This window comes from Pseudomonas sp. HMWF032 (assembly GCF_003060885.1).
In the GTDB taxonomy this organism is placed as follows: Bacteria; Pseudomonadota; Gammaproteobacteria; order Pseudomonadales; family Pseudomonadaceae; genus Aquipseudomonas.
In genome coordinates, this window is record NZ_QAIG01000006.1 from 102,746 (window position 1) to 128,105 (window position 25,360).

The 25,360-nt window shown below is 59.6% G+C and carries 25 protein-coding genes and 1 pseudogene; 8 read left to right on the plus strand and 18 right to left on the minus strand.

The window, feature by feature from the left end; translation table 11 throughout:
• Positions 1-18: 18 nt before the first annotated feature.
• Positions 19-993: a cysteine synthase A gene (gene cysK / locus DBR00_RS10335; protein ID WP_108488336.1), complete on the minus strand. Its 975-nt coding sequence runs from the start codon at positions 991-993 to the stop codon at positions 19-21.
• A 214-nt stretch (positions 994-1,207) separates the two neighbouring features.
• Here cysK and DBR00_RS10340 point away from each other — a divergent pair, with 214 nt between their 5' ends.
• Both DBR00_RS10340 and DBR00_RS10345 read left to right on the plus strand, forming a co-directional pair.
• Complete coding sequence (locus DBR00_RS10340) at positions 1,208-2,053, plus strand: MoxR family ATPase (protein WP_108488337.1); 846 nt, start codon at positions 1,208-1,210, stop codon at positions 2,051-2,053.
• Between the two features lie 191 nt (positions 2,054-2,244).
• Positions 2,245-3,423, plus strand: coding sequence for a VWA domain-containing protein (locus tag DBR00_RS10345; RefSeq protein ID WP_108488338.1), 1,179 nt, complete (start codon positions 2,245-2,247; stop codon positions 3,421-3,423).
• A 26-nt stretch (positions 3,424-3,449) separates the two neighbouring features.
• Here DBR00_RS10345 and DBR00_RS10350 read toward each other — a convergent pair whose 3' ends face one another.
• Entirely contained in the window at positions 3,450-4,328 is an 879-nt protein-coding gene (locus DBR00_RS10350; RefSeq protein ID WP_108488339.1) for a LysR family transcriptional regulator, read from the minus strand.
• Between the two features lie 105 nt (positions 4,329-4,433).
• Here DBR00_RS10350 and DBR00_RS10355 point away from each other — a divergent pair, with 105 nt between their 5' ends.
• Positions 4,434-5,396: a DMT family transporter gene (locus DBR00_RS10355; protein WP_108488340.1), complete on the plus strand. Its 963-nt coding sequence runs from the start codon at positions 4,434-4,436 to the stop codon at positions 5,394-5,396.
• A gap of 258 nt (positions 5,397-5,654) precedes the next feature.
• On the opposite strand, the gene DBR00_RS10360 is transcribed toward DBR00_RS10355, so the two are convergent.
• From DBR00_RS10360 to DBR00_RS10375, 4 genes are all read right to left on the minus strand, one after another.
• Positions 5,655-6,179, minus strand: a complete 525-nt coding sequence (locus DBR00_RS10360; RefSeq protein WP_108488341.1) for a DUF2937 family protein — start codon at positions 6,177-6,179, stop codon at positions 5,655-5,657.
• Positions 6,180-6,199: 20 nt separating this feature from the next.
• Positions 6,200-6,976 (minus strand): class II glutamine amidotransferase, encoded by a 777-nt coding sequence (locus tag DBR00_RS10365; protein WP_108488342.1) that lies wholly within the window; start codon positions 6,974-6,976, stop codon positions 6,200-6,202.
• Complete coding sequence (locus DBR00_RS10370) at positions 6,969-7,412, minus strand: HIT family protein (protein ID WP_108488343.1); 444 nt, start codon at positions 7,410-7,412, stop codon at positions 6,969-6,971. Before DBR00_RS10370 ends, DBR00_RS10365 begins: the two co-directional genes overlap by 8 nt.
• Positions 7,413-7,473: 61 nt before the next feature.
• Positions 7,474-7,947, minus strand: a complete 474-nt coding sequence (locus DBR00_RS10375) for an MFS transporter (RefSeq protein WP_108488344.1) — start codon at positions 7,945-7,947, stop codon at positions 7,474-7,476.
• 151 nt (positions 7,948-8,098) lie between these two features.
• Here DBR00_RS10375 and DBR00_RS10380 point away from each other — a divergent pair, with 151 nt between their 5' ends.
• From DBR00_RS10380 to DBR00_RS21460, 3 genes and pseudogenes are all read left to right on the plus strand, one after another.
• Positions 8,099-10,129, plus strand: a complete 2,031-nt coding sequence (locus tag DBR00_RS10380; RefSeq protein ID WP_108488345.1) for a S9 family peptidase — start codon at positions 8,099-8,101, stop codon at positions 10,127-10,129.
• A gap of 199 nt (positions 10,130-10,328) precedes the next feature.
• A pseudogene (locus DBR00_RS21455) lies at positions 10,329-10,856 on the plus strand (Tar ligand binding domain-containing protein); the annotation flags it as partial.
• 510 nt (positions 10,857-11,366) lie between these two features.
• On the plus strand, positions 11,367-11,954 hold the full coding sequence (locus DBR00_RS21460) for a methyl-accepting chemotaxis protein (protein ID WP_371920647.1): 588 nt from the start codon (positions 11,367-11,369) through the stop codon (positions 11,952-11,954).
• A 40-nt stretch (positions 11,955-11,994) separates the two neighbouring features.
• On the opposite strand, the gene DBR00_RS20540 is transcribed toward DBR00_RS21460, so the two are convergent.
• The gene (locus tag DBR00_RS20540) at positions 11,995-12,297 is read right to left on the minus strand and encodes a hypothetical protein (protein ID WP_146180686.1); all 303 of its coding nucleotides are present in this window, start codon (positions 12,295-12,297) and stop codon (positions 11,995-11,997) included.
• Positions 12,298-12,422: 125 nt separating this feature from the next.
• On the opposite strand from DBR00_RS20540, the gene DBR00_RS10390 reads away from it, so the two are divergent.
• Together DBR00_RS10390 and DBR00_RS10395 are read left to right on the plus strand one after the other, a co-directional pair.
• On the plus strand, positions 12,423-12,794 hold the full coding sequence (locus DBR00_RS10390; protein WP_108488347.1) for a YajD family HNH nuclease: 372 nt from the start codon (positions 12,423-12,425) through the stop codon (positions 12,792-12,794).
• Between the two features lie 133 nt (positions 12,795-12,927).
• Positions 12,928-13,398: an RNA methyltransferase gene (locus DBR00_RS10395; RefSeq protein ID WP_108488348.1), complete on the plus strand. Its 471-nt coding sequence runs from the start codon at positions 12,928-12,930 to the stop codon at positions 13,396-13,398.
• Positions 13,399-13,473: 75 nt separating this feature from the next.
• Here DBR00_RS10395 and DBR00_RS10400 read toward each other — a convergent pair whose 3' ends face one another.
• The 11 genes from DBR00_RS10400 to rnd form a co-directional block, all read right to left on the minus strand.
• A complete protein-coding gene (locus DBR00_RS10400; protein WP_108488349.1) occupies positions 13,474-15,957 on the minus strand; it encodes a TonB-dependent receptor in 2,484 nt (827 codons plus the stop codon).
• A 133-nt stretch (positions 15,958-16,090) separates the two neighbouring features.
• Complete coding sequence (locus DBR00_RS10405; RefSeq protein WP_108488350.1) at positions 16,091-17,059, minus strand: FecR family protein; 969 nt, start codon at positions 17,057-17,059, stop codon at positions 16,091-16,093.
• A complete protein-coding gene (locus tag DBR00_RS10410) occupies positions 17,056-17,595 on the minus strand; it encodes an RNA polymerase sigma factor (RefSeq protein ID WP_108488351.1) in 540 nt (179 codons plus the stop codon). Before DBR00_RS10410 ends, DBR00_RS10405 begins: the two co-directional genes overlap by 4 nt.
• A gap of 219 nt (positions 17,596-17,814) precedes the next feature.
• On the minus strand, positions 17,815-18,906 hold the full coding sequence (locus DBR00_RS10415; RefSeq protein WP_108488352.1) for an extracellular solute-binding protein: 1,092 nt from the start codon (positions 18,904-18,906) through the stop codon (positions 17,815-17,817).
• A 9-nt stretch (positions 18,907-18,915) separates the two neighbouring features.
• Positions 18,916-20,028, minus strand: a complete 1,113-nt coding sequence (gene aguA / locus DBR00_RS10420; RefSeq protein ID WP_108488353.1) for an agmatine deiminase — start codon at positions 20,026-20,028, stop codon at positions 18,916-18,918.
• Positions 20,029-20,125: 97 nt separating this feature from the next.
• Positions 20,126-21,013 (minus strand): LysR substrate-binding domain-containing protein, encoded by an 888-nt coding sequence (locus DBR00_RS10425; protein WP_108488354.1) that lies wholly within the window; start codon positions 21,011-21,013, stop codon positions 20,126-20,128.
• Between the two features lie 49 nt (positions 21,014-21,062).
• A complete protein-coding gene (locus tag DBR00_RS10430) occupies positions 21,063-22,289 on the minus strand; it encodes a hypothetical protein (protein WP_108488355.1) in 1,227 nt (408 codons plus the stop codon).
• A 64-nt stretch (positions 22,290-22,353) separates the two neighbouring features.
• Positions 22,354-22,803: a YcgN family cysteine cluster protein gene (locus DBR00_RS10435; RefSeq protein WP_108488356.1), complete on the minus strand. Its 450-nt coding sequence runs from the start codon at positions 22,801-22,803 to the stop codon at positions 22,354-22,356.
• A gap of 91 nt (positions 22,804-22,894) precedes the next feature.
• Positions 22,895-23,824, minus strand: coding sequence for a D-2-hydroxyacid dehydrogenase (locus DBR00_RS10440; RefSeq protein WP_108488369.1), 930 nt, complete (start codon positions 23,822-23,824; stop codon positions 22,895-22,897).
• 23 nt (positions 23,825-23,847) lie between these two features.
• On the minus strand, positions 23,848-24,141 hold the full coding sequence (locus DBR00_RS10445; protein WP_108488357.1) for a YcgL domain-containing protein: 294 nt from the start codon (positions 24,139-24,141) through the stop codon (positions 23,848-23,850).
• The gene (rnd, locus tag DBR00_RS10450) at positions 24,138-25,271 is read right to left on the minus strand and encodes a ribonuclease D (RefSeq protein ID WP_108488358.1); all 1,134 of its coding nucleotides are present in this window, start codon (positions 25,269-25,271) and stop codon (positions 24,138-24,140) included. Before rnd ends, DBR00_RS10445 begins: the two co-directional genes overlap by 4 nt.
• Between the last annotated feature and the right edge of the window lie 89 nt (positions 25,272-25,360).

Genomic DNA, 25,360 nt, shown 5'->3' on the forward strand with positions numbered 1-25,360 from the left:
GACCCAAGGCCTGGACGTTTACTGCTGCAATTCCTGCTCGGTGAACATGTCGCTGAACAGCATGCTCGACAGGTAGCGTTCGCCGGAATCCGGCAGGATCACCACGATGGTTTTGCCTTGCATGCCCGGCTCATTGGCCAGGCGCAGGGCCACGGCCATGGCGGCGCCGCAGGAGATACCGCAGAGGATGCCTTCTTCGCGCATCAGGCGCAGGGCAACCGCTTTGGCGTCGTCATCGCTGACCTGTTCAACGCGGTCCACCATGCTCAAATCCAGGTTACCGGGGACGAAGCCTGCGCCAATGCCCTGAATTTTGTGTGGGCTGGGTTTGACCTCTTCACCGGCCAAGGTTTGGCTGATGACCGGCGAGCTGATCGGCTCCACCGCTACGGAAAGAATGGCCTTGCCCTGGGTCTGTTTGATGTAACGGGACACACCGGTAATGGTACCGCCGGTGCCGACGCCCGAGACCAGCACATCAATCGCGCCGTCGGTGTCGTTCCAGATTTCCGGGCCGGTGGTCTTTTCATGAATCGCCGGGTTGGCCGGGTTGTTGAACTGCTGCGGCATAAAATAAGTGTTGGCATCGGAGGCGGCGATTTCTGCGGCTTTTTCAATAGCACCCTTCATGCCCTTGGCCGGCTCGGTCAGCACCAACTCAGCGCCCAGCGCCTTGAGTACCTTGCGGCGTTCCAAACTCATGGACGCAGGCATGGTCAGCAGCAGCTTGTAGCCACGCGCCGCCGCGACAAACGCCAGGCCGATGCCGGTGTTGCCGGAGGTAGGCTCGACAATGGTCATGCCGGGTTTGAGTACGCCGCGCTCTTCGGCGTCCCAAATCATGCTGGCGCCGATCCGACACTTCACCGAATACGCCGGGTTACGCCCTTCGATCTTGGCCAGGATGGTTACACCAGCAGGCCCCAGCCGGTTGATTCTGACCAGCGGAGTGTTGCCAATGGCCTGGGCGTTGTCAGTAAAGATGCGGCTCATGACGATGTCCTTGTGCGGTAGTTGCCGAAAGTCCGCCAGACTAAAACGCCCGCGCGCTTGCGTCTAGCACGGTAACAGACGCTCGGTGACCCGCCATTCAGTGACTGAATGCCCCGTCTGCGTTCACAGTCGCCGGGGCTGCGCGTTATAGTCTGGTTTTCACCTACCGAACCCGCGGGTATGGCCCTGCGCGTTACCGTTCGAGGATTTACCGATGAAGTTCGAAGGCACCCAGTCCTACGTCGCCACCGACGACCTCAAGCTCGCGGTCAATGCCGCCATCACCCTGCAGCGCCCGCTGCTGGTCAAGGGCGAGCCGGGCACTGGTAAAACCATGCTGGCTGAGCAACTGGCTGAATCATTCGGCGCACGCTTGATCACCTGGCACATCAAATCCACCACCAAGGCTCATCAAGGCCTGTACGAGTACGACGCGGTCAGCCGCCTGCGTGACTCGCAGCTGGATTCGGACAAAGTTCACGATGTGCGCAACTACATCAAGAAGGGCAAACTCTGGGAGGCTTTTGAGTCCGAAGAGCGCGTCATTCTGCTGATCGACGAAATCGACAAGGCCGACATCGAGTTCCCTAACGACCTGCTGCAAGAACTCGACAAGATGGAGTTCTACGTTTACGAGACCAACGAGACGATCAAGGCCAAGCAACGCCCGATCATCATCATCACCTCGAACAACGAAAAGGAACTGCCGGACGCCTTCCTGCGCCGCTGCTTCTTCCACTACATCGCCTTCCCGGATCGCGCGACCCTGCAGAAGATCGTCGATGTGCACTACCCCAGCATCAAAAAAGACCTGGTCGCTGAAGCGCTGGACGTGTTCTTCGACGTGCGCAAAGTACCGGGCCTGAAGAAAAAGCCGTCCACCAGCGAGCTGGTCGACTGGCTGAAACTGCTGATGGCCGACAACATCGGCGAAGCCGTGCTGCGCGAACGCGACCCCACCAAGGCCATCCCGCCGCTGGCCGGTGCGCTGGTGAAGAACGAGCAGGATGTGCAGTTGCTGGAGCGCCTGGCCTTTATGAGCCGCCGCGCTTCGCGTTAAGAATTGGGCTGCTGCGCGTCGTCGGACGCGCTACCCACTCGGTATAGGGCTCGGCGAGCTAGAGCCAGGCAAGGCGAAACCGAGCTTAACAGCGCAGCGTACTCCAGTACGTGAGCATGTGAAGCTCGGTTTCAACGCCGCATGGCCGACGCGCAGCAGCCCGGCCAGAATCAACACATGAGGGCGCAGCTATGCTGCTCAACCTATTCAATGAAATGCGCGCCGCCAAGGTGCCGGTGTCGGTGCGCGAGCTGCTCGACCTGATCAACGCGTTGAAGCACAACGTGGTATTCGCCGATATGGACGAGTTCTATTTCCTCTCGCGCACCATTCTGGTCAAGGACGAGCGGCATTTCGACAAGTTCGACCGCGCGTTCGGGGCCTACTTCAAGGGCCTGGAAAACCTTAACCAGCACATCGAGGCATTGATCCCCGATGAGTGGCTGCGCAAGGAGTTCGAGCGTTCGCTGACCGATGAGGAACGCGCCAAGATCGAATCCCTCGGCGGCCTGGACAAGTTGATCGAGGAATTCAAAAAGCGCCTCGAAGAGCAAAAAGAACGCCACGAAGGCGGCAACAAGTGGATCGGCACCGGCGGCACCAGCCCGTTCGGCTCTGGCGGCTATAACCCGGAAGGCATCCGCGTGGGTGACGCCGGCAAGCGTCAGGGCAAGGCGGTCAAGGTCTGGGATCAGCGCGAGTACAAAAACCTCGACGATCAGGTCGAGCTGGGGACGCGCAATATCAAGGTGGCCCTGCGCCGCCTGCGCAAGTTTGCGCGCCAAGGTGCACAAGACGAGCTGGACCTGGACGGCACCATCGACCACACCGCCAAAGACGGCGGTCTGCTGAACATTCAAATGCGTCCGGAGCGGCGCAACGCGGTGAAGCTGCTGATCCTCTTCGACATCGGCGGTTCGATGGACGCCCACGTCAAGGTGTGCGAGGAGCTGTTTTCCGCCTGCAAAACCGAGTTCAAGCACATGGAGTATTTCTACTTCCATAACTGTGTGTACGAGTCGGTGTGGAAGAACAACCTGCGCCGCACGTCTGAGCGTTTCTCCACGCAAGACCTGCTGCACAAGTACGGCGCGGATTACAAAGTGGTGTTCGTCGGTGATGCGGCCATGGCCCCTTACGAAATCACCCAGGCCGGCGGCAGCGTCGAGCACTGGAACGAGGAGCCGGGTTACGTCTGGATCAAGCGTTTTATGGAGAAGTACAAAAAGCTTATCTGGATCAACCCGTACCCCAAAGACAGTTGGAGCTACACCGCCTCGACCAACATCATGCGTGAGTTGCTCGAAGACCAGATGTACCCGCTGACGCTGCAAGGCCTGGAAGAAGGCATGCGCTTTCTCTCCAAGTAAACAACGGGCCTTCGGGCCCGTTTTACTTAGTCAGCCTCGGCCGTCAGGCAATCGACCAATTCGGCGGCAAAGCCCGACAACAGCGCCCGCTTACGCACACAGACCTTCAAATCGCGCTGCGCCCAGTGTTCCTCCAACTCGATGATTGGCAACCCGCGCTCGCTCACCGCACTGCGCGGCACCAAACCAATGCCCACACCCGCCGCGACCATACGGCACACAGCCTCAAAGCTGCGCACCTGAATCCGCACCTCCAAGTGCCGGCCCAACGCCGCCGCCGCGTTCATGGTGAAGGTGTGGATGGCCGAACCGGCGTGCAGCATCACAAAGGGATACTCCAGCACCTGCACAAACGGGCAGTGCTTGCGCGCAGCCAGCGGGTGCTCAGCAGGCGCGATCAGCACCAGACGATCGGCCTTGTAAGGAATCAGTTCGACATCGGCCCCCTCCATGGCCCCCGCCACCACGCCCACTTCCACTTCACCGCGCGCCACCGCCATCAACACATCCGGGCTGGTGTGTTCTTCGAGGGAAATACTCACTTGCGGATGACGCTGCAGAAAAGTCGCCAAGCTGTCGGGCAAAAAGGTGTGCGTGGCGTGGGTGTTGGCCCACAGGCTGACATGCCCGCGCACGCCTTTGGCGTAGGGCGTGAGGTCGGCGTGCATTTGCTCAAGCTGGGCAAACACCTGCCGCGCATGGCGCAACAAGGCCTCGCCAGCGCGGGTCAGGCTGACGCCACGCGGCTCACGCAGCAGCAACGGCGTGCCAATCGACGCTTCCAGCTGGCGCAAGCGATGGCTGGCAGAAGAAGCCGCCAGATGCACCCGTTCGGCACCACGGGTGAGGTTTTTCGCTTCGGCGATGGCGACGAATAAACGCAGGTCAACCAAGTCGTAGTGCATAGCGTTTGTTAATTCCGAACGATCAGTTTAGTAAAAGCCAATTCCAAAGCGATTCTAGCCCTCGCATCATTCGGACCAGAACAACTCTTTAGGGATTTATTCGCAATGCATTGGAAATCCTGGTCAGCCGATCGCATCGGCATCGCGCTGGCGATCCTTGCCGCCTTCGGCTTCTCGTTCAAAGCCATCTTCGTCAAGTTGGCCTACGCGGCCGCACCGGTGGATGCCGTCACCCTGCTCGCACTGCGCATGAGTTTTGCCTTACCCATCGCCCTGTGGGCCACGCTGTGGCTGTGCCGCACCGCGCCGCCGCTCACCCGCAAGGACTGGTGCATGCTGCTGGCCCTGGGCCTGCTCGGTTATTACGGCGCGAGCATTCTCGATTTCATCGGCCTGCAGTACATCTCGGCGGCGCTGGAGCGGCTGATTCTGTTTATCTACCCGACCATGACCGTGTTGATCGGCGTGTTGTTTATGGGCAAGCGCCTAGAGAAACGCCAGATCGCCGCCCTGCTACTGTCTTACGCCGGGATTGCCCTGGCCTTCGCCCACGACTTGCGCATCGCCGAAGACCTGCACAACGTATTGATCGGTGCCGCCTTTGTGTTCGGCTCGGCGCTGTCTTATGCGCTGTACAGCGCCGGGGCTGAAGTGGCGATTCACCGGCTGGGCACTATTCGCTTTGCTGCGCTGGCGATCATCGTGTCGACCTTTGCCACGCAACTGCATTTTCTCGCCACGCAGCCATTCAGCGCGTTGCAGTTGCCGGTTGAGGTGTACGCCTACAGCGCGGCGATGGCGGTTTTCTCGACGGTGCTGCCAATCTTCTGGCAATCGGCTGCGCTGCGCCTGATCGGCTCGGCGCGCACGGTGCTGATCGGCACGCTGGGGCCGGTGCTGACGATTGTGTTTACCTGGATGCTGTTGGCGGAGCCAGTGTCACTGGTCCAGTTGGCGGGTGCAGCGTTGGTCGTGGCGGGCGTGTTGTTGGTGTCGCGGCGTAAAAAATTGCCGACTCTGCCGGCTGTTAACGAGGCTGCTTGTATTCAAGGCAGCAAGCAAGCATAAGAAAGTCCATGTACCCATTGCGTGTTGCGTGGCGATAAGGCGTAGGTTGGCGTTGAGCGCAGCGAAGCCCAACAGATTGCAGCATGTCTCGTTGGGCTTCGTCGCGCTGTTCCTCAACCCAACCTACACACGCAACCCTGCGTTGATGCGTATGACACGCTCTACCCAATGCATGCAACAGGGTATTGAGACATCGCCTCAATAAACGGATCAACTGAAACATCAAGGGCTCTTGCGAGCCCTTGAGAGTGATGCAACTCAGCGCCAGTGCCGTTGCTGCACCTTCTGGCTGCGGCCCACACCCAGCAGCATGCCGAACAGCACCAGCAGGCTTTCGACCAGCCAGGCCAGTAGCAGCGCGCAGACGATGCCCCAGGTGATGGCCTCGGGGGCCAGCAGCACCTGGTAACGGTAGGTGGCGAAGGTTTCCTCCAGCAATTCATGGTCTGCTGCGGTAGCCAGATGCCAGACCTGGCCATACCAAGGGCCTTGCATGGCCTTGGATTCACGCTCAAGAAAGGCCGAACGCTCGACCAGCGTACCCAGACTCTGCGCATCGCTGCGCATCACTGGGTCGGCGCTGGCCTGGTAATGGCTAACCAAGGCCACCAGATCGCCTTTGAAAAAGCGCCGAGCCGTTTCACGGAAGCCCTTGAGGCCCAAATCCGACTCAATGCGATGGGCTTCGACGCGCTTGCTGTAGTCGTCGATAAACCCGGGCACCTGAACCCCAACCAGCAAGCCCAGAGCAAACAAGGCCAACCGCAGATAGCTTCTAAACATTGCTTCCCTCCCCCTAATAATCAGCCTTCCATGCCTTGCGCCACACACTCACCGCCGCGCCACAGACGCCACTCGCCCGGCTGGTACAGTGTCCAGCTCTCGTTATCGGTCAACGGCTCGGTCGCCAAAACAGTGACCACATCATTGGGCGTGGTTTCTGCCTGAAAATCCACCTGCATGTCGGCATCTTTCAGATGCGCCGGGCCAAACGGCGCGCGCCGGGTGATATGCGCCAGCTTGCTGCTGCAAAAGCTGAACAGCCAGTCGCCATCACTGAGCAGGCAATTGAATACACCGTGCTGACGATAGCCGGCACAGGCACTGACCAAGGTGGGCAGCAACTGCTCCACCACAACCGGCTCGGGAAAGGCCTGACGCAAGCGATTGAGCAAATCGCAGAAGGCCGCTTCGCTGTCGGTGTCGCCAATTGGCCGGTAGTTATCCAATTGCGGGGCGAAATCGGCCAATTGGCCGTTGTGCGCAAAACACCAGTTACGCCCCCACATCTCGCGCACAAACGGATGGGTATTGGCCAGGCAGACGCGGCCAACATTGGCCTGGCGGATATGCCCGATTACCACTTCGCTCTTGATCGGGTAGCGCTGCACCAGCTGCGCCACCTCTGATTCGCTGCTGGCGCGCGGGTCCTGAAACAGCCGCAGACCACGCCCTTCGTAAAAGCCGATGCCCCAACCATCGCGGTGCGGCCCGGTGCGACCGCCGCGCTGCATCAGGCCGGTAAAGCTGAAGACAATATCGGTCGGTACATTGGCACTCATGCCCAGCAATTCACACATGGCGCAACGCCTCGCGCAGCTGCTGCGCCTCAATCGCCAGACGTGCCTCGATACGTTTACGCGCCAACGGCAGAAAACGCGTCAGGGCGCGCCACAGTAATTGCGTGACATCGCCGCTGCGTCGTGGAATCAGGTGCAGATGCAGGTGCGGCACATGCTGGTTGGCGGTCGGTCCGTCGTTGACCAGAAAGTTGATGCCCTGCTCGCCATACCCGGCCGCGCGCAAGGCCGCGGTCATGCGCTGCGCCAACGGCAGCAACCGCTCACCGGCAGCAGAGGAAAGGTCTTTGAGAAAGGGCGCATGTTCGCGGCTGACAATCAGCACATGGGCCGGGCGCAGGGGAAAGATATCCAGCAGGACGATAAAGTGCTCATCCTCATAAATACGTTCGGCAGGCAACTGGCCAGCAGCGATTGCACAGAACACACACTCCATAGCCCCTCCTTATAAATGACAGGCCATGCTGAACGGCTGTGTGCTGCGGCGCAAGTTTGAGTTACAGACGTGGCTCGACTCTTAGCCTGCGGTCACCACGGGAATCGTAACGGGTGTCGCCGAAATCCTGCTCATCGCGCGCCACCATATTGCGCAAGGTCGGCTCATTATCGGCAATCGGCGCAGGCCCCTTGCGCGACTGCCGCCACCTTTCCACAGGCCAGCGCACCGCGACAAACAGCAGGTACAAGGTAAAGACGATTAACGCGTACATGCTCAAATCGGCTACCGCGCGCCAGGCGTTGTTGCCCACGCCAAGCAGCATGTCCATGGCAGTAATCGCCACCGCAGGGGCGAACTGCTCTTTACCGGGGTCGACAATGGTCGGGCTGAACAGCAGCACCAGCACCAGCACACGCAGCGGCTCTCGCAGGTAACGCCACATCCAGCTGGTCAGGCGAAACCACACCAACAGACAACCAAGAGCCGCCACCAGATAGGCGCCCCAGGCAAGCAGGTAGTCGTTTTCAGTCATAAAACGCAAATTCTCTGGCATTGAAGACCGGGCGGCCTAGGCGCATAAACGCGTAGATTTCAGCAGCCGACGGGCGAAGTGGCGCTTATGATAACGGCTTTTGCCTGCTTCCGCGTCCCCGCTGTCGGCCGCCTGCTAACGGAGTTACCTCATGCAACACGCCCCTATTGCCCGCGTCGACAACGCGGCCGACCCATATCGCTGGCTGGAAAACCGCGACAGCGTTGAAGTGCTTGATTACCTCAAGGCGGAAAATACCTACCTGGAACAGCAGCTCAGCGAGCAACTGCGACTGCGTGAAACGTTGTTTCAGGAGATCAAGGGGCGCATCCGCGAAACCGACCTCAGCCTACCGTCACCCTGGGGGCCGTATCTGTATTACCAGCGCACCACAGCGGGCGATGAATACCCGCGGCATTACCGCTGCCGCAAACCCGCCGATGGCTCGCTGACGGTCGATGAGGCCCGCGAGCAATTGCTGCTCGACCCCAACATCCTGGCCGATGGCGGCTTTATTTCGCTCGGTGCCTTTAGCATCAGCCCTGACCACCAGCGCCTGGCCTATAGCCTGGACACCAGTGGCGAGGAAACCTACCAGCTGTTCGTCAAGGAACTGGCCGACGACCGTCTGATCGAACTGCCGTTCGAGGAATGCGACGGCAGCATGACCTGGGCCAATGACAGCCAGACGCTGTTCTTCGGAGAACTGGACGACACCCACCGGCCGCACAAACTCTACCGCCACCGCCTCGGCACTGACACCGCTGAACTGGTTTTCCACGAGCCGGACGGACGTTTCTTCCTCAGCTGCTACCGCAGCAGCTCCGAGCGCCAGCTGATCCTGCAGTTAGGCAGCAAAACCACCAGCGAAGCCTGGATACTGGACGCCGCAACACCGCAAGCCGCGTTCAGTTGCGTGGCCCCGCGCGAAGAAGGCCACGAATATGACGTCGACCACGGCGCCCTAGATGGCCAGTGGCGCTGGTTTATCCGCAGCAACCAGCACGGCATCAACTTCGCGCTGTTTACTGCCTGCGACGCAACGCTGAACCGCAGCGCTTGGCAATTGCTGCGCGCCCATGACCCCGACGTGATGCTCGAAGGCGTTAGCCTCAATCAGCAAGCGCTGGTGCTTAGCCTGCGTGAAGGCGGTTTGCCGATGATCGACGTGCAGCCACAGGGGCAAGCGGCCTACCGCGTGCAGCTACCGGACGCCGCCTACAGCCTGTATGTACAGGACAGCCTGGAATTCGACAGCCCGGCGATTCGCCTGCGTTATGAAGCGCTCAATCGCCCGGCACAGGTGCGTCAACTGGAGCTGGCCACAGGCGCACAATTGGTGCTCAAGCAAACCCCGGTACTTGGGCCGTTCGATGCCGATAGCTATGTCAGCCAACGCCTATGGGCGACGGCCGCCGATGGTAGCCAGGTGCCGATCAGCCTGGTGGCCAAGCGCGAAGTCCTCGGCACCCCTGCCCCGCTCTACTTGTATGGTTACGGTGCTTACGGCGAAAGCCTCGACCCTTGGTTCTCCCATGCGCGCCTTAGCCTGCTGGAGCGCGGCTTTATCTTCGCCATCGCCCATGTCCGTGGCGGCGGTGAACTCGGCGAAGCCTGGTACCGTGCGGGCAAGCTGGAACACAAGCAGAACTCGTTCAGCGACTTTATCGCCTGCGCCGAACACCTGATCACCGCCGGTTATACCCGCGCGCAGCAGCTGGTGATCAGCGGCGGCAGCGCCGGCGGCCTGCTGATGGGCGCGGTGCTCAATCAGCGCCCCGAGCTGTTCGCCGCCGCCATCGCCGAGGTGCCATTTGTCGATGTGCTCAACACCATGCAGAACCCCGACCTGCCGCTGACCGTCACCGAATACGACGAATGGGGCGACCCAAACCAGCCCGAGGTATTCGAGCGGATCAAGGCTTACGCGCCGTACGAGAACGTGCAGGCCCAGGACTACCCGGCGATTCTTGCGGTGGCGGGCTACAACGACAGCCGCGTGCAGTACTGGGAAGCTGCCAAATGGGTGGCCAAGCTGCGCGCCCATAAAACCGACAACAACCTGCTGCTGCTGAAAACTGAACTGGAGGCTGGGCATGGCGGTATGAGCGGCCGCTATCAGGCACTAAAGGATGCCGCCTTGGAATACGCCTTCATCCTCAGGGTGGTGGGACTCACTTGAATCCACCTCGCTGCTCCGCCGCCTGCAGCAGCACAAGCTCATAGCAATTCGCGCTAAACAACGGACGTTTAGTGCGAAACTCACTTGACCATCCGTACAAACATAGCCGGTTGACCTTCCAGACTCTGCTACGCTGATTTCAAGCTGGCTCAATTCCACCTCCCTGAATTGGCTGCCTGTTCAGCCAGGAAGGTCCGTGATGAAGAACTGGAAGATACGCACCCATTTACTACTTCTTTCTGGCTATCTGTTGCTCGGTTTGCTCTGCGTAGGCGGCTTGGGCCTGCATGCATTGCAAGCGACGGTGAAAGGCCTGCAGACGGTGTATCTGGACCGCGTTGTGCCACTACGTGATCTCAAGCTGATAGCTGACCTCTATGCCGTGAACATCGTCGATGCCACACACAAGGCTCGCAGTGGTGAACTCAGCAGTAAAGCCGCACAGCAACTGATCGAAGAGGCTCAGACGCGTATCGAGAAAACCTGGGCAGCCTACCTGGCAACCACACTGATTGCCGAAGAACACGCCTTGATCGAGCAAATCGAACCGATGATGGATCAGACCCGGGCCCCCCTGAACGAGCTAAAGAATTTACTTAATCACGAAGATAAAGCCGGTATTGACGCATTTGCCACTCGCCAGCTTTACCCATTGATCGACCCGCTGTCAGGCAAGTTCGCCGAATTAATTGAAGTGCAGCTGGTTGAAGCCAAACGGCAATATGAATTGGGCGAGGCGGCATACGCCAACAAACTCCAGCTGAGTCTCAGCGTACTGCTGATTGCCCTGACTGTGGGACTGGCGCAAGTCATCTACTTCCTACGCCTGATGAGCGACAAACTGGGCGCCGAACCCGGCGAACTGGAAGAAATCAGTGCTCGCATTGCTGAAGGCCGCCTCGATAGCGGAAAGACTCTCAGCAACCAGGTCATGACAGGGGTTATGAAGTCCGTACAAGCCATGCGCCGCGGGCTACAAGACACGATTGGCAGTATCGGTGAAGCGTCAGAACAGATTGAATGCGCCGCCTTGCAGCTTGCTTCGTCATCTGAGCAGGTGCTGACCAGTGCCAACGTTCAAAGTGATACCGCTGCCGCCATGGCCGCGACGGTTGAAGAGCTGGCGGTAAGCATCAATCACATCGCCGAGAACGCACAACAAACCTATGACATGGCCAAAAAAGCCGGCGATATGACCGATACCGGAATCCAGGTGATGGCGCGCGCCTCAGAGGAGATGCACCAAATTGCCTTAATGGTGCAACAGAGTTCCAGAGATGTGGAAACTCTGGCCGATCAGTCACGCAACATCAGCGCCATCGTTGATGTAATCCGTGGCATCGCCGAGCAGACCAACCTGCTTGCCCTTAATGCCGCGATTGAAGCCGCGCGCGCCGGTGAGCAAGGGCGTGGATTTGCCGTTGTGGCAGACGAAGTACGCAGCCTGGCGGGTCGTACGGCCCACTCGACAACTGAAATTGTGGCCCTGGTTGATGCCATTCAAAGTGGCATGCATAAGGCACAGAGCAGCATGGCAGCCGGCTGTGAAAGGCTCAGCAGCGGTACACAACTGGTGGATCAGGCTGGCAGCTCCATGGGTGGCATCCGAGAGGCACTTAATCAGTCGCTACAAGCCGTTAGCGTCATAGCCTCATCATTGCAAGAGCAGCGTGCCGCGAGTGAGCAAGTGGCCATGAACGTTGAGAAGGTTGCACAAATCGTCGAAGAAAACTCCGCGGCTCAAAATGACATCGTCCAGGCAACTCAGGCGCTGCAAGCCATGTCAGGACGCCTGCAGGTGGTTATGCGCCGCTTCAGTTTCTAGCGACTATTGGTCCAACAGCCATGAGCCGTCACCACAAGGCTTAATCGACCTTCACTGTGCCCTTAGGCTTAAGAGTTCGCGCCCGCTGTTCCTCCAGCAACAGTAAATCCTGGTCACGTTTGCTTCGCGCAGACTCAGGCTGGACAGGATTCCTTAGCAAAGGCGGATTGTCATTGGTCTGATCTGGTACAGGCTGTAGTACGACAGGAGCATAAGGCTGTGGTGTGCTGGTGCCGGGCGAACCGGCAGCTGGCGCTTTGATTGATAGCGCTGGCAACGGCTGAGCTGACGCCAGTGTGGCGATCAACACGGGCAATACACACAGTATTGTGATCAGGCGCATGGCAATATCTCCAGAGCAGGTATCGTGTTGGGCCATAACCTTTGCGTTTAGTGCCGCATAGGCGGTTCTCACTGACAGCCGGCAAGGCTAGACTCCGCCTCAAGTACCAGATCACGAGATTCCAGATGAGCAGCGATAAATCCCCAGCCTTCACCAGCAAGCTTGACCGCATTCTCGCCGAAGCCCAACGCACGCGCGAAGAAGGCTACCGCGACAAGGCGCTGAAGATGTACCCGCATGTCTGCGGCCGCTGCGCACGGGAATTCTCCGGCAAACGCCTAAGCGAGCTGACTGTTCACCACCGCGACCATAATCACGACAATAACCCGCAAGACGGTTCCAACTGGGAGTTGTTGTGCCTGTATTGCCATGACAACGAGCATGCGCGCTATACCGACCAGCAGTATTTCAGCGATGCCTCGCTGAGCACACCAAAGACCGCCCAGGCGACCCACAACCCATTCGCGGACCTTGCCGCCCTACTGAAAAAGAACTAGCAGGCGCCATCACGCCCCAGCCGAAAGGTGTACAGCGTTATACTCGCCCGCCTTTTCTGCTCAGCCGCCCTTGGCGACCCACTTCGATCACCCTGGGGCGGCGCTCTACCTCCCGAATCTTTGCGAGTACCGCGTGGCCAATAAAAGATACGCCTGCATCGGCCTGTTCAACCCGAAATCCCCGGAAAACGTTGGCGCAGTGATGCGTGCGGCTGGCTGCTATGGCGTCAGCTCAGTGTTCTACACCGGCAAGCGCTACGAACGCGCCCGAGACTTTGTAACCGACACAAAGCGTATCTACATGGATATTCCGCTGATTGGCGTGCCGGATCTGCAGCAGATTATCCCCCTGGGCTGCACGCCGGTGGCCGTAGAGCTGGTCGAAGGGGCGCGGCCATTGCCGGAATACACCCACCCTGACCGCGCCATCTATATCTTCGGCCCCGAAGACGGCTCATTGAGCAAGGAAGTGCGCGACTGGTGCGAAGATGTGATTTACATCCCCACCGAAGGCTGCATGAACCTTGCCGCGACGGTCAACGTGGTGCTCTATGACCGCATGGCCAAGGGCAACAACACCAAGTCCGGTCCCAAGTTCAAATAGGCGGCTTATACCGCTAGTGATACCAGGGCGAGCAGCACCAAACCCGGTACTGCTCATCCTTCACGCGCCGAGGCTTTAGAAGAACTGCGAGGCGCTGACTTTGATATTACGCCCAACACCCGAGACCGCTTCACCCAGGTAAGGGTAATACTCACGGTTGAACAGGTTATCGACCGTGATGCGTGCTTCAAACCCTTTGACTTGAGTGGGCTGCCAGCTCGCAAATAAACCGTGTAAGGCGTATCCCTGACTTTCAGGAAGACTCCAACCGCTCGCCAGGGGGTCATTATCTTCAGGTGAGCGGTCCTGCTTGCGCACGAAATTGCCAGTCCAACCCACTGCCATGTCGACCTCCGGTACTTTCACACCCAAGGTGGCAACTGCTTTGCGCGGAGGAATTTCAGCAATCCAGGTTTTCTCTCCCCATGGATTGCGCGGGGATGCATCACGCTGGCCACGAATGTAGGAAAACGAAAGGCTGCCGAACAGACGCGAACTGTCATAAAAGGACTCAACTTCAACCCCTTCAATCGTGTAACCAGGCAGGTTGCGATTGTTGCTCAGCGGTTGGGCACACACGCTGTTGCCCGCCCCTGTGCTGATCTGTTCTACGCAGGAGATACCGGTGCGTTTGAAAATCTCATCCTTGCCGCGATTACGAAATAACGTGGTGCGCACCTGCAGGCTGTCGCCATCGCGTAACAGCCGATCGAAATTGGCAATGCTGCCGAGCCTTACACCACGAATCCGCTCTCGCTCCAGATGGCGGCTAGAAGCAGGCACGCTGCTTGCCGCACTCTGCACTTCATAAAGTTCATCAATCAGCGGAGCACGCCAGGTTTTGCTGTAGTCCGCGAAAAACGCCAGGTTGTCGGTGGCCGTCCAGAAGATACCCAAACGTGGCGACCAACCGCTGTAAGTCACGCTGCTGTAATCATGTCCTACAGCTGGATTTGTGCTGCTGTAGCGCGCTGCCAGGTTAGGCTCACCTTGGCTGTATACCTCGTCATATCGCAGCGCCGGGGTGATGGTCAGTGAACCAAGGGTGATTGCATCCTGAATGTAACCACTGCGGGTTTCCTGTTCGCCCGACGGCATGTAATAAGGCTGCATGAGACCGTAGTTGTAGGTCTTATCCTTGATTTTGCTGAGATCCAGCATCAGCGAATCACGCTGATGCCCGTGCCACTGCATACCCACTGTCACCGCGTGATCGAGAACGCCTGTGGTAAAGCGGCTCTCGTTGTTCAACTCGGCAAGTCTGTCGGTGTAGTCCACCCAGCTTTCATTACCCAGCGAGGAAGCAAAGCCAGCGCTGGCATTGGCTGGGCGCTTATCGTGCTGGTCAGTTTTTGAATAGGCGTAGCTGGCCGTAACATTGATCATGGAATTATCCAGCGGCGCGTAATTCCATTTCAGGGAGTAGTTTTCATCGTCCTGATCGCGATAGACCAGCTTACGTTTCCATGCACCATCCAGCCCATATTTGGCGATCTCAGCAGCTGTCGGCGCGGCCATTTCGTCACGTTTGGCCGCAAAAGGCTCCCAGGCATTACTGCCAGACTGCATGGCCGAAAGCGTAAACAGATGTTCGTCATTCAGGCGCAAGTTGCTCTTGAAGAGAAAGGCGTCAAGGCTATTGGACGAATAATCAAAGCGCGTACCGTTGGGTCGCTTGATGTTGTCGCCTTCGCGTCCGTTGAGAAAGAGCAATGCATCCAGCATGCGCTCTTCGGTCTGGCCATAGACGGCACCACTGTAGATATTCTGATGGTCATTGCTGTGATAACCATATTTGAGGAACGCACCGACTGGCTTGCCATCACGCAACAGGTCTTCCGGGTCTTTGGTATCAACCTTGATCACCCCACCAAAACCGCCGTTGCCATACATCATGCTGTGGGGGCCTTTATCCACGTCCACATGCTTGATCAGTTCCGGCTCGATAAATACCGAACCCTGGCGATACTTCTCAAAGCCTTTAGGGGCGCCATCCAGAATGACTTTGACATCTTCAACATCGCCCATGCCCCAGATGTTGAGTGTTTGCCCACCTGGCCTTGGTGAACCGCTGGAACTAACACCTGGCAGCACATCGAGCAGAGACGCGATGTTGTCCGCCTGCTGTCGGTTGATGTCTTCCTCCGTGAGCGTTGAGCGACCAACGCTCTCGCTGGTGATGCGGCTGCCCATCACGGTGGTACTGCCTAGCTCGAGCGTATTGCTTACCTGAGCAGCCTGCTTGCGCTGACGCACTACAAAGCCATCCCCGGTTGGCACCAGTTCGAGGCCACTATTACGCAACAGGTGTTCCAGCGCCTCACGGGGGGTCAATTTGCCACTTAACGCAGGGGCTTGCAGATCACGCATCTGCGCTTCATCGAAGAGAATTTGCAACTGGCTCTGTTGTGCCAATGCATTGATGGCGCTGGCCAAGGGTTGCACGGGTAGGTTGAAGTTGTACGCCTGTGCCTGCGCACTGCTGCTCAGCAGACAACTGGCCAAGGCGCTGCTGACACACAGCTGACGCAAGGTAAAACAGGTGAGGCGGGTTTTCATGCAAGTCTCCCAGATACTGCCAAACCGCCTTCGCAGCCGGCGGACACGAGGAAGACGCAACACAGAACAAAACCCACACCCTCAAATGCAAAATATTTTCATTTACACTGATGAAAGACCACCAAGCGCCTAGCTATTGCGCATGGATCAACACACCATCATCACCCTGATGCTCCACCCGAACCGGCAAGAGGTGAGGCAGCGCCGCAAGAAAGGCATCCGGATCATTGATATTCAGGCTGCCGGAGATACGCTTCTCGGCCAGGCTGGTGTTGACCAGACGCACGGGGGCTGCGCGGTAGTGAGACAGTTCATCAAGTAACAGCCCCAATGGACGATCACGAAAAACCAGCAGTCCACGACGCCAACTGGCGATTTCCTCATGCCCCAGGCGCAGCTGTTGTAGGTGCTTGCTGCGGTGGCCGAACGCAAGTCCCTCGCCCGCCCCTAGCATGACCTGCTGCGCTGAGCCGAGCTGCGGCTGCACCATGACCCGACCGCTTTCTACCGCCACGGCCAGGTGCTCGCGACTGCGGCGCACACTGAAACGCGTACCCACCACACGTACACGGCTCTGACCCGCGATCACTTCGAAGGGCCGCGCCACATCCGGGGCGACCGCAAAGAAGGCCTCGCCGTCCAGCAGCTCAGCTTCGCGATGATCAGGATACAGACGCACCTGTAACCGGCTACCGACGTTCAGATCAATCCGCGTGCCATCCGCGAGTTCAACCTGCCGCTGTTCATTCGCTTCGCTGGACAGGCTTAGCTCTTGAACAGGCAATGCGCCGAACCAGTTTTGGGGTGTGGCCAACACGCTGCACAACAGCACCACTGAAGCGGCCAGGGCACGCCCTGGCGTCCAGCGCCGCACTCTGCGCATCGGCAGTACGGCCCCAGGTAGCAAGACTGGACGCGGCATCAGATCAAAGTCTGCCCAGACGCGCTGCATATCGGCCAGCGCACGCACATGGGAAATATCGGCCGTCAACCAGGCATCCAATTGCGCCTGTTCATCGCTCGACAGGCCACGACAGCAGCGGCTGAACCAAACGGCCGCCTGTTCATCAATCACGGTCTGATTCAGTGAATGCATATTCATGGCACCACCTCGGCACCGCAGCCTTCGACGCGCCGCTTGCAGTGCAACAAGGCGCTGGCGATGTGCTTCTCCACCATGCTCAGAGAAATGCCCATGCGCTCAGCTACTTCGGCCTGGGACAAGCCCTCGAAGCGATGCAGCACAAAGGCCTCCCGACGCCTCGGCGACAACTCATCCAACGCCAGGGCCAACAGCTGCAAGCGCTGACGTTGCTCGATTGTCTCCAGGGGACTGACGCCCTGCTGATCAACCAGGGTATCCAGACTTTGTCCTGTGGCGGCATCGTCATTGAACGGTGCTTGGGCCTGCTGTCGACGCCAATGATCGCGCAACAGGTTGCGGGCAATCTGAAACAGAAATGCCCGTGGCTGCTGCACTGTGCTGCGCTCACGCCAGCCCAGCCAGTGGGTGAAGGCATCCTGGGCCAGGTCAGCAGCATCGGCTGCGCTGCCCAGGCGCTTGCCGAGAAACTTCAGCAACTCGGCATGCAAGGTGCGGTAAGCCAGAGAAATCGAGCCATGAAATTGCTCATCCATGGCGATACGGTTGATACAGCTGACAACTGATGAACACCCTAACTCCTGACCTGCGGCGACCGTACAACGCAGCGCGGTACGTTGATCGGCAAGACTTAAATGATAATGCTTATCATTAGATAATTTTCAGATTGAAGTGGTCAAGCACCACTTAACACATGCGGCGCAAACAACAACGCCACCTATGGGTGGCGCTGCTTGCAGGTGTTACAGCGGGGATCAAAGCCCGGACTTGAGCCGACTGAATGCACGTGTCAGGGCGCGGTTGAACGCCGGATTATTGTCGTTCTTGGTGTACAGTTGAGCGCGTATCGCAGCGGGTGGATAGGTGCCTGGGTCAGCAAGAATCGCTGGCTCGACCGTGGCATTCGCCGCCGGCACTGCATTGGCGTAGTAGATAGTGTTAGTGATGGCGCCGATGACATCGGGCGTCATCAGATGATCCATCAACGCCAGGCCCGCCTCAGGATGCGGCGCATCCTTGGGGATGACCATCGCATCGAACCAGATCAGCGTGCCTTCGCGCGGAATGCTGTAGTGCAGGCTGTAGGCCTTGCCCGCCTGCTCAGCCTGGCCGGACGCAATCGACACGTTGCCGTTCCATGACATCGCCAGGCAGGTATCGCCGTTGGCCAGGTCGCTGATGTTACGGTCGTTGTCGAAGTAGCGGATCGATGGCCGTACCTTGGCCAAGTGCGCCTCGGCCAGTTTCAGATCGTCCAGGCGCTGCTGGTTGATATCCAGCCCCAGGTAGCGGAACGCAGCGGCAAACACCTCATTGGGGTCGTTGAGGAAACTCACCCCACAGTCGGCGAATTTCGCCACGACGGCTGGATCCATCAGCATGGCCCAGCTGTCGGTTGGCGCATTGGCCATGCGCGTGTTGATGGCCTGCTGCTGGTAGCCAAAGCCGGTGGTGCCCCACACATACAACCCGGCATAGCGGTTACCCGGATCAAAGGTCGCCATATGCCCGGTGAACTCCGGATCAAGCTCACGAAGATGCGGCACTGCGGCCTTGTCCAGCGGCTGTACAGCCCCACTTTTGATGGCCCGCTGCAGATGCTGCCCAGCGGTGAGCACCAAGTCATATCCGCTGCGCCCGGTGAGCAGCTTGGTTTCCACGGTTTCCAGCGAGTCGAAATGATCGACCACCACCTTAATCCCGGTCTTCTGCTCGAAGCTACTGAGAGTGTCCGGGGCCAGGTACTCGCCCCAGATAAATAAATTGACCTGCTTCGGCGCTTCGGCCGCCAGCGCCTGAACGCTGGCGGCCAAACCAAGGGCTAAGAGACTGATGTGCAGCTTCATAAGAGCCTCCTAGGCGCGCGTGGGCGCGGCGTATTGCGGCATGGTGATGCAGGCGACATTGCCGCCGCCGAGGAGAATTTCCCGCGAATTGTCGATGCCGAGGATGCGGTGTTTGGGGAACAACTCGGCCAAGGTGGCCTGGGCCACGCGGTCGCACGGGTCGTTGAACAGCGGCACAACGATGGCCGAGTTGCCGGCGTAATAGTTGATGTAGGAGGCGCAGATCTGTGTGCCGGCCTGACGGGTGTGGGTCGAATCATCCTGATCCAGCCCTTCGGCCTCCTCCGCGGTCCACTCCAACACCCGTGGTTGCGGCAATTTGTGAATTTCCAGCTCGCGACCCTGGGCGTCGCGGGTGCTGCGCAGGATATCGTAGGCCTCCTGGTAGATTTCCCACTGCGGATCATTGCGGTCGTCGGTCCACTGCATCACCACCACACCGGGACGGACGAAACAGGCCAGGTCGTCGATATGGCCGTCGGTCTCATCGAACTTGCAGCCGCGTGGCAACCAGATCACCTGCTCGGCACCGAGGTAATCCTGCAGGCGGCGGGTCATCTCGTCCTTGCCCAGGTGGGCGTTGCGGTTGCGGTTTAGCAGGCACTGTTCGGTGGTCAGTAGGGTACGCTGGCCATCAGTCTGGATACCGCCCATTTCGGCGATAAAGGGCGCGCGATAGCGGTCATAACCTTCGATTTCGAGGATCTTCTGCGCGATCTGATCATCTTTGTCCCAAGGGTAGTACAAACCGCCATCGAGGCCGCCGTAGGCGTTGAATTCGAAGTCCACGCCGCGCACTTCGCCGGTTGCATCATTGACCAGAAAGGCCGGGCCGCTGTCGCGAAACCAGGTGTCGTTGCAAGTCATCTCCACCACCCGCACATGGGCCGGCAACTGGCGACGGGCGTTGGCGTACTGGCTGGCCGAGGCGCACACGGTCACCGGCTCGCTGCTGGCAATCGCCGTGACGATATCCACCCAGACCTTTTGCGCCGGCTTGGCACCGTTGCGCCAGACATCGGTGCGCTCCGGCCAGCCAAGCCAGCAACCGGCCTTGGGTTCGAATTCGCCAGGCAGGCGGAAACCATCGATTTTAGGGAGAGAGGTCAGGGAGCGGGCCATTGCAAGGTACTCGTCGGTGGCTGAGGAATAGCTCGACAGTACCTGCGCTCAAGCGCCCGCGACCAATGACCATTTTCGCGGATTCGATGAATTAAATTCAGATATCAACCAGCTGATCAGTGAACCATTCAACGAACTGCGCAACCGCCGGCTTCTCCAGGCGCAGACGTTCGCAGACCAGCGCGTACTGCCCGAGCGAGGCCACACTGGCGGCGAATGGCCGCACCAGACGGCCGCTGGCGAGGTCTTCGGCACTGGTCAGGTTATCGCCAATCGCCACACCCTGACCGCGCGCAGCCGCTTCCATGGTCAGCCCGGCATGGCCGAGATACAGGTGGCGCTGCGGCTGGATATCGCCGGCGTGAGTGGTCAGCCAGGCCGTCCAGGTCTTACCGTCCTGGTCGTCATGCAGCAGGCATTGGCGCGCCAGATCACGTGGGTGCTTGAGCGGCAGTTGGTTGAACAAGCCTGGGCTGCACACCGGGAAGAACAACAGAGTCGGCAATGGCCGCACGAAGTAGGCGCTGCCATCGACCGGGCCGGTGCCATAGGTGATCGCCAGGTCGATCGGATCAAAGGGCTGGGTTGATTCCAGCGGCTGCTCGTAGAGGTGCAGGGTGATCTGCGGATAACGTTCGCTGAAATCCGCCAGGCGGCCAATCAGCCACTTCTGCGCCAGCTCGGCGGTTACCGCGATGCGCAGCTGCGCCTGGGAGCCGGGATCGCGCAATTCATCACAGGCCTCGCCGATCAGCTCGAAGGCCTGCTGCAGGCTGCGCAACAGGCGCTTGGCCTGCGGCGTGGGGCGCACCTGACGGCCGTCACGCTGAAACAGCGGAGTTCCGAGTTGTTCTTCAAGCTGGCGAATCTGGTGGCTGACGGCACTGTCGGTGACACACAGCTCGGCCGCCGCCCGGCCGAAGTGGGCGTGCCGGGCGGCGCATTCAAAGGTGCGCAAGGCGGTAAGAGACGGTAGGCGGCGCATGCGGTGCTCCAGAGCGACAACTGCGCCGCATGCTTACTCAGGGCGCGTGCTAGCGCAACAGCTTGTTGTCCAGCACCTCGGAGGCTCCGCCCATGACGTTTTCGCTGATCTCGATAAAGTCTCTGGTGCTGGCTTTGTCGAGGCGCATCAGGCCGCGGGTCACGTCATCCAGCGAACGTGGCTGGGTGGTGCCCTTGGTGGCCTGACGGATTTCCCGATCCAGTTCCTGCAACAGCAGCACCGCACGGGCGGTGACCGGACCGCTGGAGTTGTTGGTGCGCAGGCTGTCCACCGGTTTGCTCCAGCGAATCAGCTGCTCGCGAATCTTCTGGTAACGCTCCTCACTGAGGCCGCCGGCGCGGCGCATCAACTCGATGGCGTAGAACTCGGCCAGGCCTTCGGTGATCCAGTCACTGCGATCACGGGCACGAATCCGGCTAAATACATGAACCAGCTCATGCACCAGAGAACTGGTGCCATTTTCGCTGACCAGCGGGCGATCCGTGTGCATGTAGTAGGAGTTGGCCGCCGACAGGCCGCCGCGCCACATCGGGTCACCGGCACCGACGATCAGCAGCTTGGCCGGATCGCGCGGGAACACATCCTGGGCATGCGGCCAGACAAAGGTCAGCAGGGTCATCACATCCATGCGGCGCATGCCCTCGCCAACCGGGGCCGCGATTGCTACATCGGTTTCACCGAGTTTGGCGCGGCGCGTGCCAACCTTGCCGGCCACCATCCAGCCAGTCGGGCGATCTAACTTGCGCTGTGGGTTGTCGATGCGGAACCTGTTTTTGCCGATACGCGGCCAACCGGTTTCGACGCTTTTCCAGCCCTTGGGCAGGTCAAATTGCAAGCGCGAGATCAGCTCGGTTTTATCTTTCTGGCGCAGTTTGACCGCCGGTACCAGATCGTCGCCACGCAGCAGTGCCCAGTCCTTGGTAATCAACGCATCAAAGCGCCCAGCGCTGCGTTCATTATTGATACGCACGCGGTAAGTCAGGGTCGACTCGCCTTTGCTTGGCTGCCAGATGCCCAGTTCCGGACTGTCCTGTGTCCACTGGCCGTCAGCCTTGAAGTCGCTGTAGGCCCCCTGCTCGCCCAGGTTGAAGGCAAGGCTGATCACCTGCCCACCGTCTTCCAGGGTCAAGCTGACTTCAGCCTGTTCTGTGTCTGGCAGAAAACGCACGCGGTAATCCAGGTCGACCTTTTTTGCCCACAGCGGCGTGCTCAGGCTCAGCAGAACAACAGACAGCAGCAAACGACGCATCAACATGGCAAAGCTCCACAGTGCAAAACATTGATTCAAGCGAGTTTAGGCTGGCATTTATCGACGAGGTTCAGCCCGCGCGGAAAATCATGTGCTCTTCCCACTCATCCTCGGCCACGCTGTTTTCGCTGAGCATGCGCCCGGCCTGGGAAATCCGCTGTTTGTGCACCTGCTCTGGGTCGCCGCACACCAGGTGATGCCACAGCAACAGATCCTTGCCTTCGCTGACCAGGCGATAGGCGCAGGTCGGTGGCAACCACTGAAACTGATCGGCCTGGGCCGGGGTGAGCTGAATGCAGTCCGGCACAAACCTGCGTCGATTGCTGTAGTCGGTGCAGCGGCAGGTCTTCAGGTCCAGCAGTTTGCAGGCGATGCGCGTGTAATACACGCTGCCATCGTCCTCATCCTCGAGCTTTTGCAGGCAGCACAGGCCGCAGCCATCACACAGCGACTCCCACTCGTCCTGATCCAGCTGTTCGAGGGTTTTGCGTTTCCAGAAGGGTTCGACTTTGGCGGCCATGGCGAGGGTACGGTGAGCGGCGAAAAGGCCGGCAGTCTAGCCGCTCGGCCTGGCGCGGCCAAGGGCGGCAAGCCGAATGGCTGCAGCGTGCTCAATAACCCCGGGTGAAATCCACTTGGCCCAGTACGGTTTCACCGGCTTGCCAACGCTGCAGGTTATCGACAAACAGCTGCACCAACAGGCACGGGTCCGTCGGCGCCGCGCTGTGCCCGGTCAACAGCAGGCGCGGCGCATCCCAGAATGGATGACCCGCAGGCAGCGGTTCTGCACGGCAGACATCAATCACTGCACCGGCCAGTTGCCCTTGTTGCAACGCGCTGACCAATGCCTGGTCGACCACGGCCACACCGCGCCCGGCATTGATGAACAGCGCGCTGGACTTGCAGGCAGCAAACAGCGCTGAATCATAAATATCACGGGTGGCTGGCGTATCGGGCAGCAGGTTGATCAGGTAATCGGCCTCAGCCGCTAGGCTTGGCAGTTCGTCGAGCCCAGCCACCTGACGGAACGGCGGCAGATTGCGCAGGCTGCTGGCGATACCCAGCAACTGAATGCCGAACGGGGCCAGAAACCGCGCCACGCTCAAGCCGATATCACCGGTGCCGACAATCAACGCCGTGCGCCCGGCCAGGCTTTGCGGTGCGCGGTTGTCCCAGCGCTGCTCGACCTGTGCCGCCAGGCGGGCAAACAACTGACGCTCATGGGCCAGCAAATGGCCCAGCACATATTCGGCCATCACCTGGCCGAAGATGCCCACGGCGCGGCTCAGGCGGTAGTCAGCCGGTAAACCAGTGGCCAGCAACGGCGTGATGCCTGCCCATGTCGATTGCATCCACTGCGGCCGAACACCCTGACGCAGCAAGGCGGCCAACAGATCAGGCTGCCCCAGCCAAACCGGGCAGGTTGGGGCCTGCTGCAGCTCGACGAGCTGGTCGCTGCCGTACACTTCCAGCTCAGGAGCCTGCTCATGCAGCAGCGCGGCATAGCGGCGATATTCGCCCTCACCGATCAGCACGCGCAGAGGGTTGTCAGCTGGCGGGCTCATCAGACCGGATCGTTACGGCGCAGCAGCTCATCGGGCAGGTGCTCGATGTATTCATCTTCCGGTGGCGGCATTTGCAGGTGGTAGCCCTGCTCGTCGAGGTTGGCCAGCACCTTGTGGATGTCCTCGCGGGCCAGCTCACGCTCGGGGGTGAGGACCAGCTCAAAGGCCAGAGCTGGCAGGCCGAAGGCGCTCAACAGTGCTTCAGGCACACGCTTGAGGCCATCACTGCGCAACACATAGAGGTACATCTCGTTTTTGCGCGGGCTTTTGTAGATTGAGCAGATACGTTTCACACGGAGTCTCCGGTTGCAGCCAGGCAATCGAGCAGCGCCTGACCCATCAATTCACGTCGCCAGCCACGCAGGGAATCCGGCAGCTGGTAGGGGCCATTGGGGTAGCCGGTTTTCAACAGGGCTTCGAGGGTTTTCTTGCGTAGCATCAGCTCCGGGGCGATGCTCAGGCGCTCACCCTCACGCTGGCCGATCGCACGCAGCGTCTTCAGCAGCGCCGAGGCTTCCAGCGGTAAAGGTTCGGGTAAAGCTTCGGGCCAGTCCGCCGGCACAGTATTGGCCGCTTGCTTGATCAGTTGCAGGATGAACTCACCGTCCTGACGCACGGTTTTCGGGTGCATGTCCTCGATCCGCGCCAGGGCCACCAGGTTGTCCGGCTGGGTGCGCGCCAGTGGCCACAACGAATGCTCGCGGATAATCCGGTTGCGCGGCTGGTTGCGCTTGCGCGCCTGGCCTTCACGCCAGGTGCACAGCGCCTTCAGCACCGCCAATTGCTGACGGGAGAGTTTCCAGGCCAGCTTGGCTTCGCGGTAGGCCAGTTCAGGATCGACTTCACGACCAAGGTTACTGACCAGCTCGGCGCCGTCTTCCAGCACCCAGGCGTACTTCTCAGCTGACAGTTGCGCCTTGAGCTGCGCGTATACCTCAGCCAGGTGCAACACATCCTCTGCCGCATAGCTGACCTGAGTTTCCGACAAGGGTCGTTGCAGCCAGTCGGAGCGGGTCTCGCCCTTGGGCAGTTCGATATTCAGCACCGCCTGCACCAGGCGCGAATAGCCCATGGAGAAACCCAGGTTGAGGTAGCCGGCAGCCAACTGGGTATCAAACAACGGCATGGGCAGACTGCCGGTCAGACGCAGAAAGACTTCAAGGTCTTCGCTGCAAGCATGCAGCACCTTGACCACGGCGGGGTCCTGCAGCAGCTCGGCAAAGGGCGTCCAGTCGCTGATCAGCAGTGGATCAATCAGGTACGCCCGTTCGCCCTCGCTGACCTGCAGCAGGCCGGCAATCGGGTAAAAGGTGTCGACCCGCATAAACTCGGTATCAAGCGCCACAAACGGCAGGCTGCGCCAGGTTGCACAATGCTGCGCCAGGCTGGCGTCATCGCCAACCCACTGAATATCAATCGCCACGCGGCTCTCCCCCTGAAGAATGCCGCGCAGTATATATGCCCAGGCACGGTGCCGGGCATTTGCCGGCCATTTACCCACTGGGCATCACA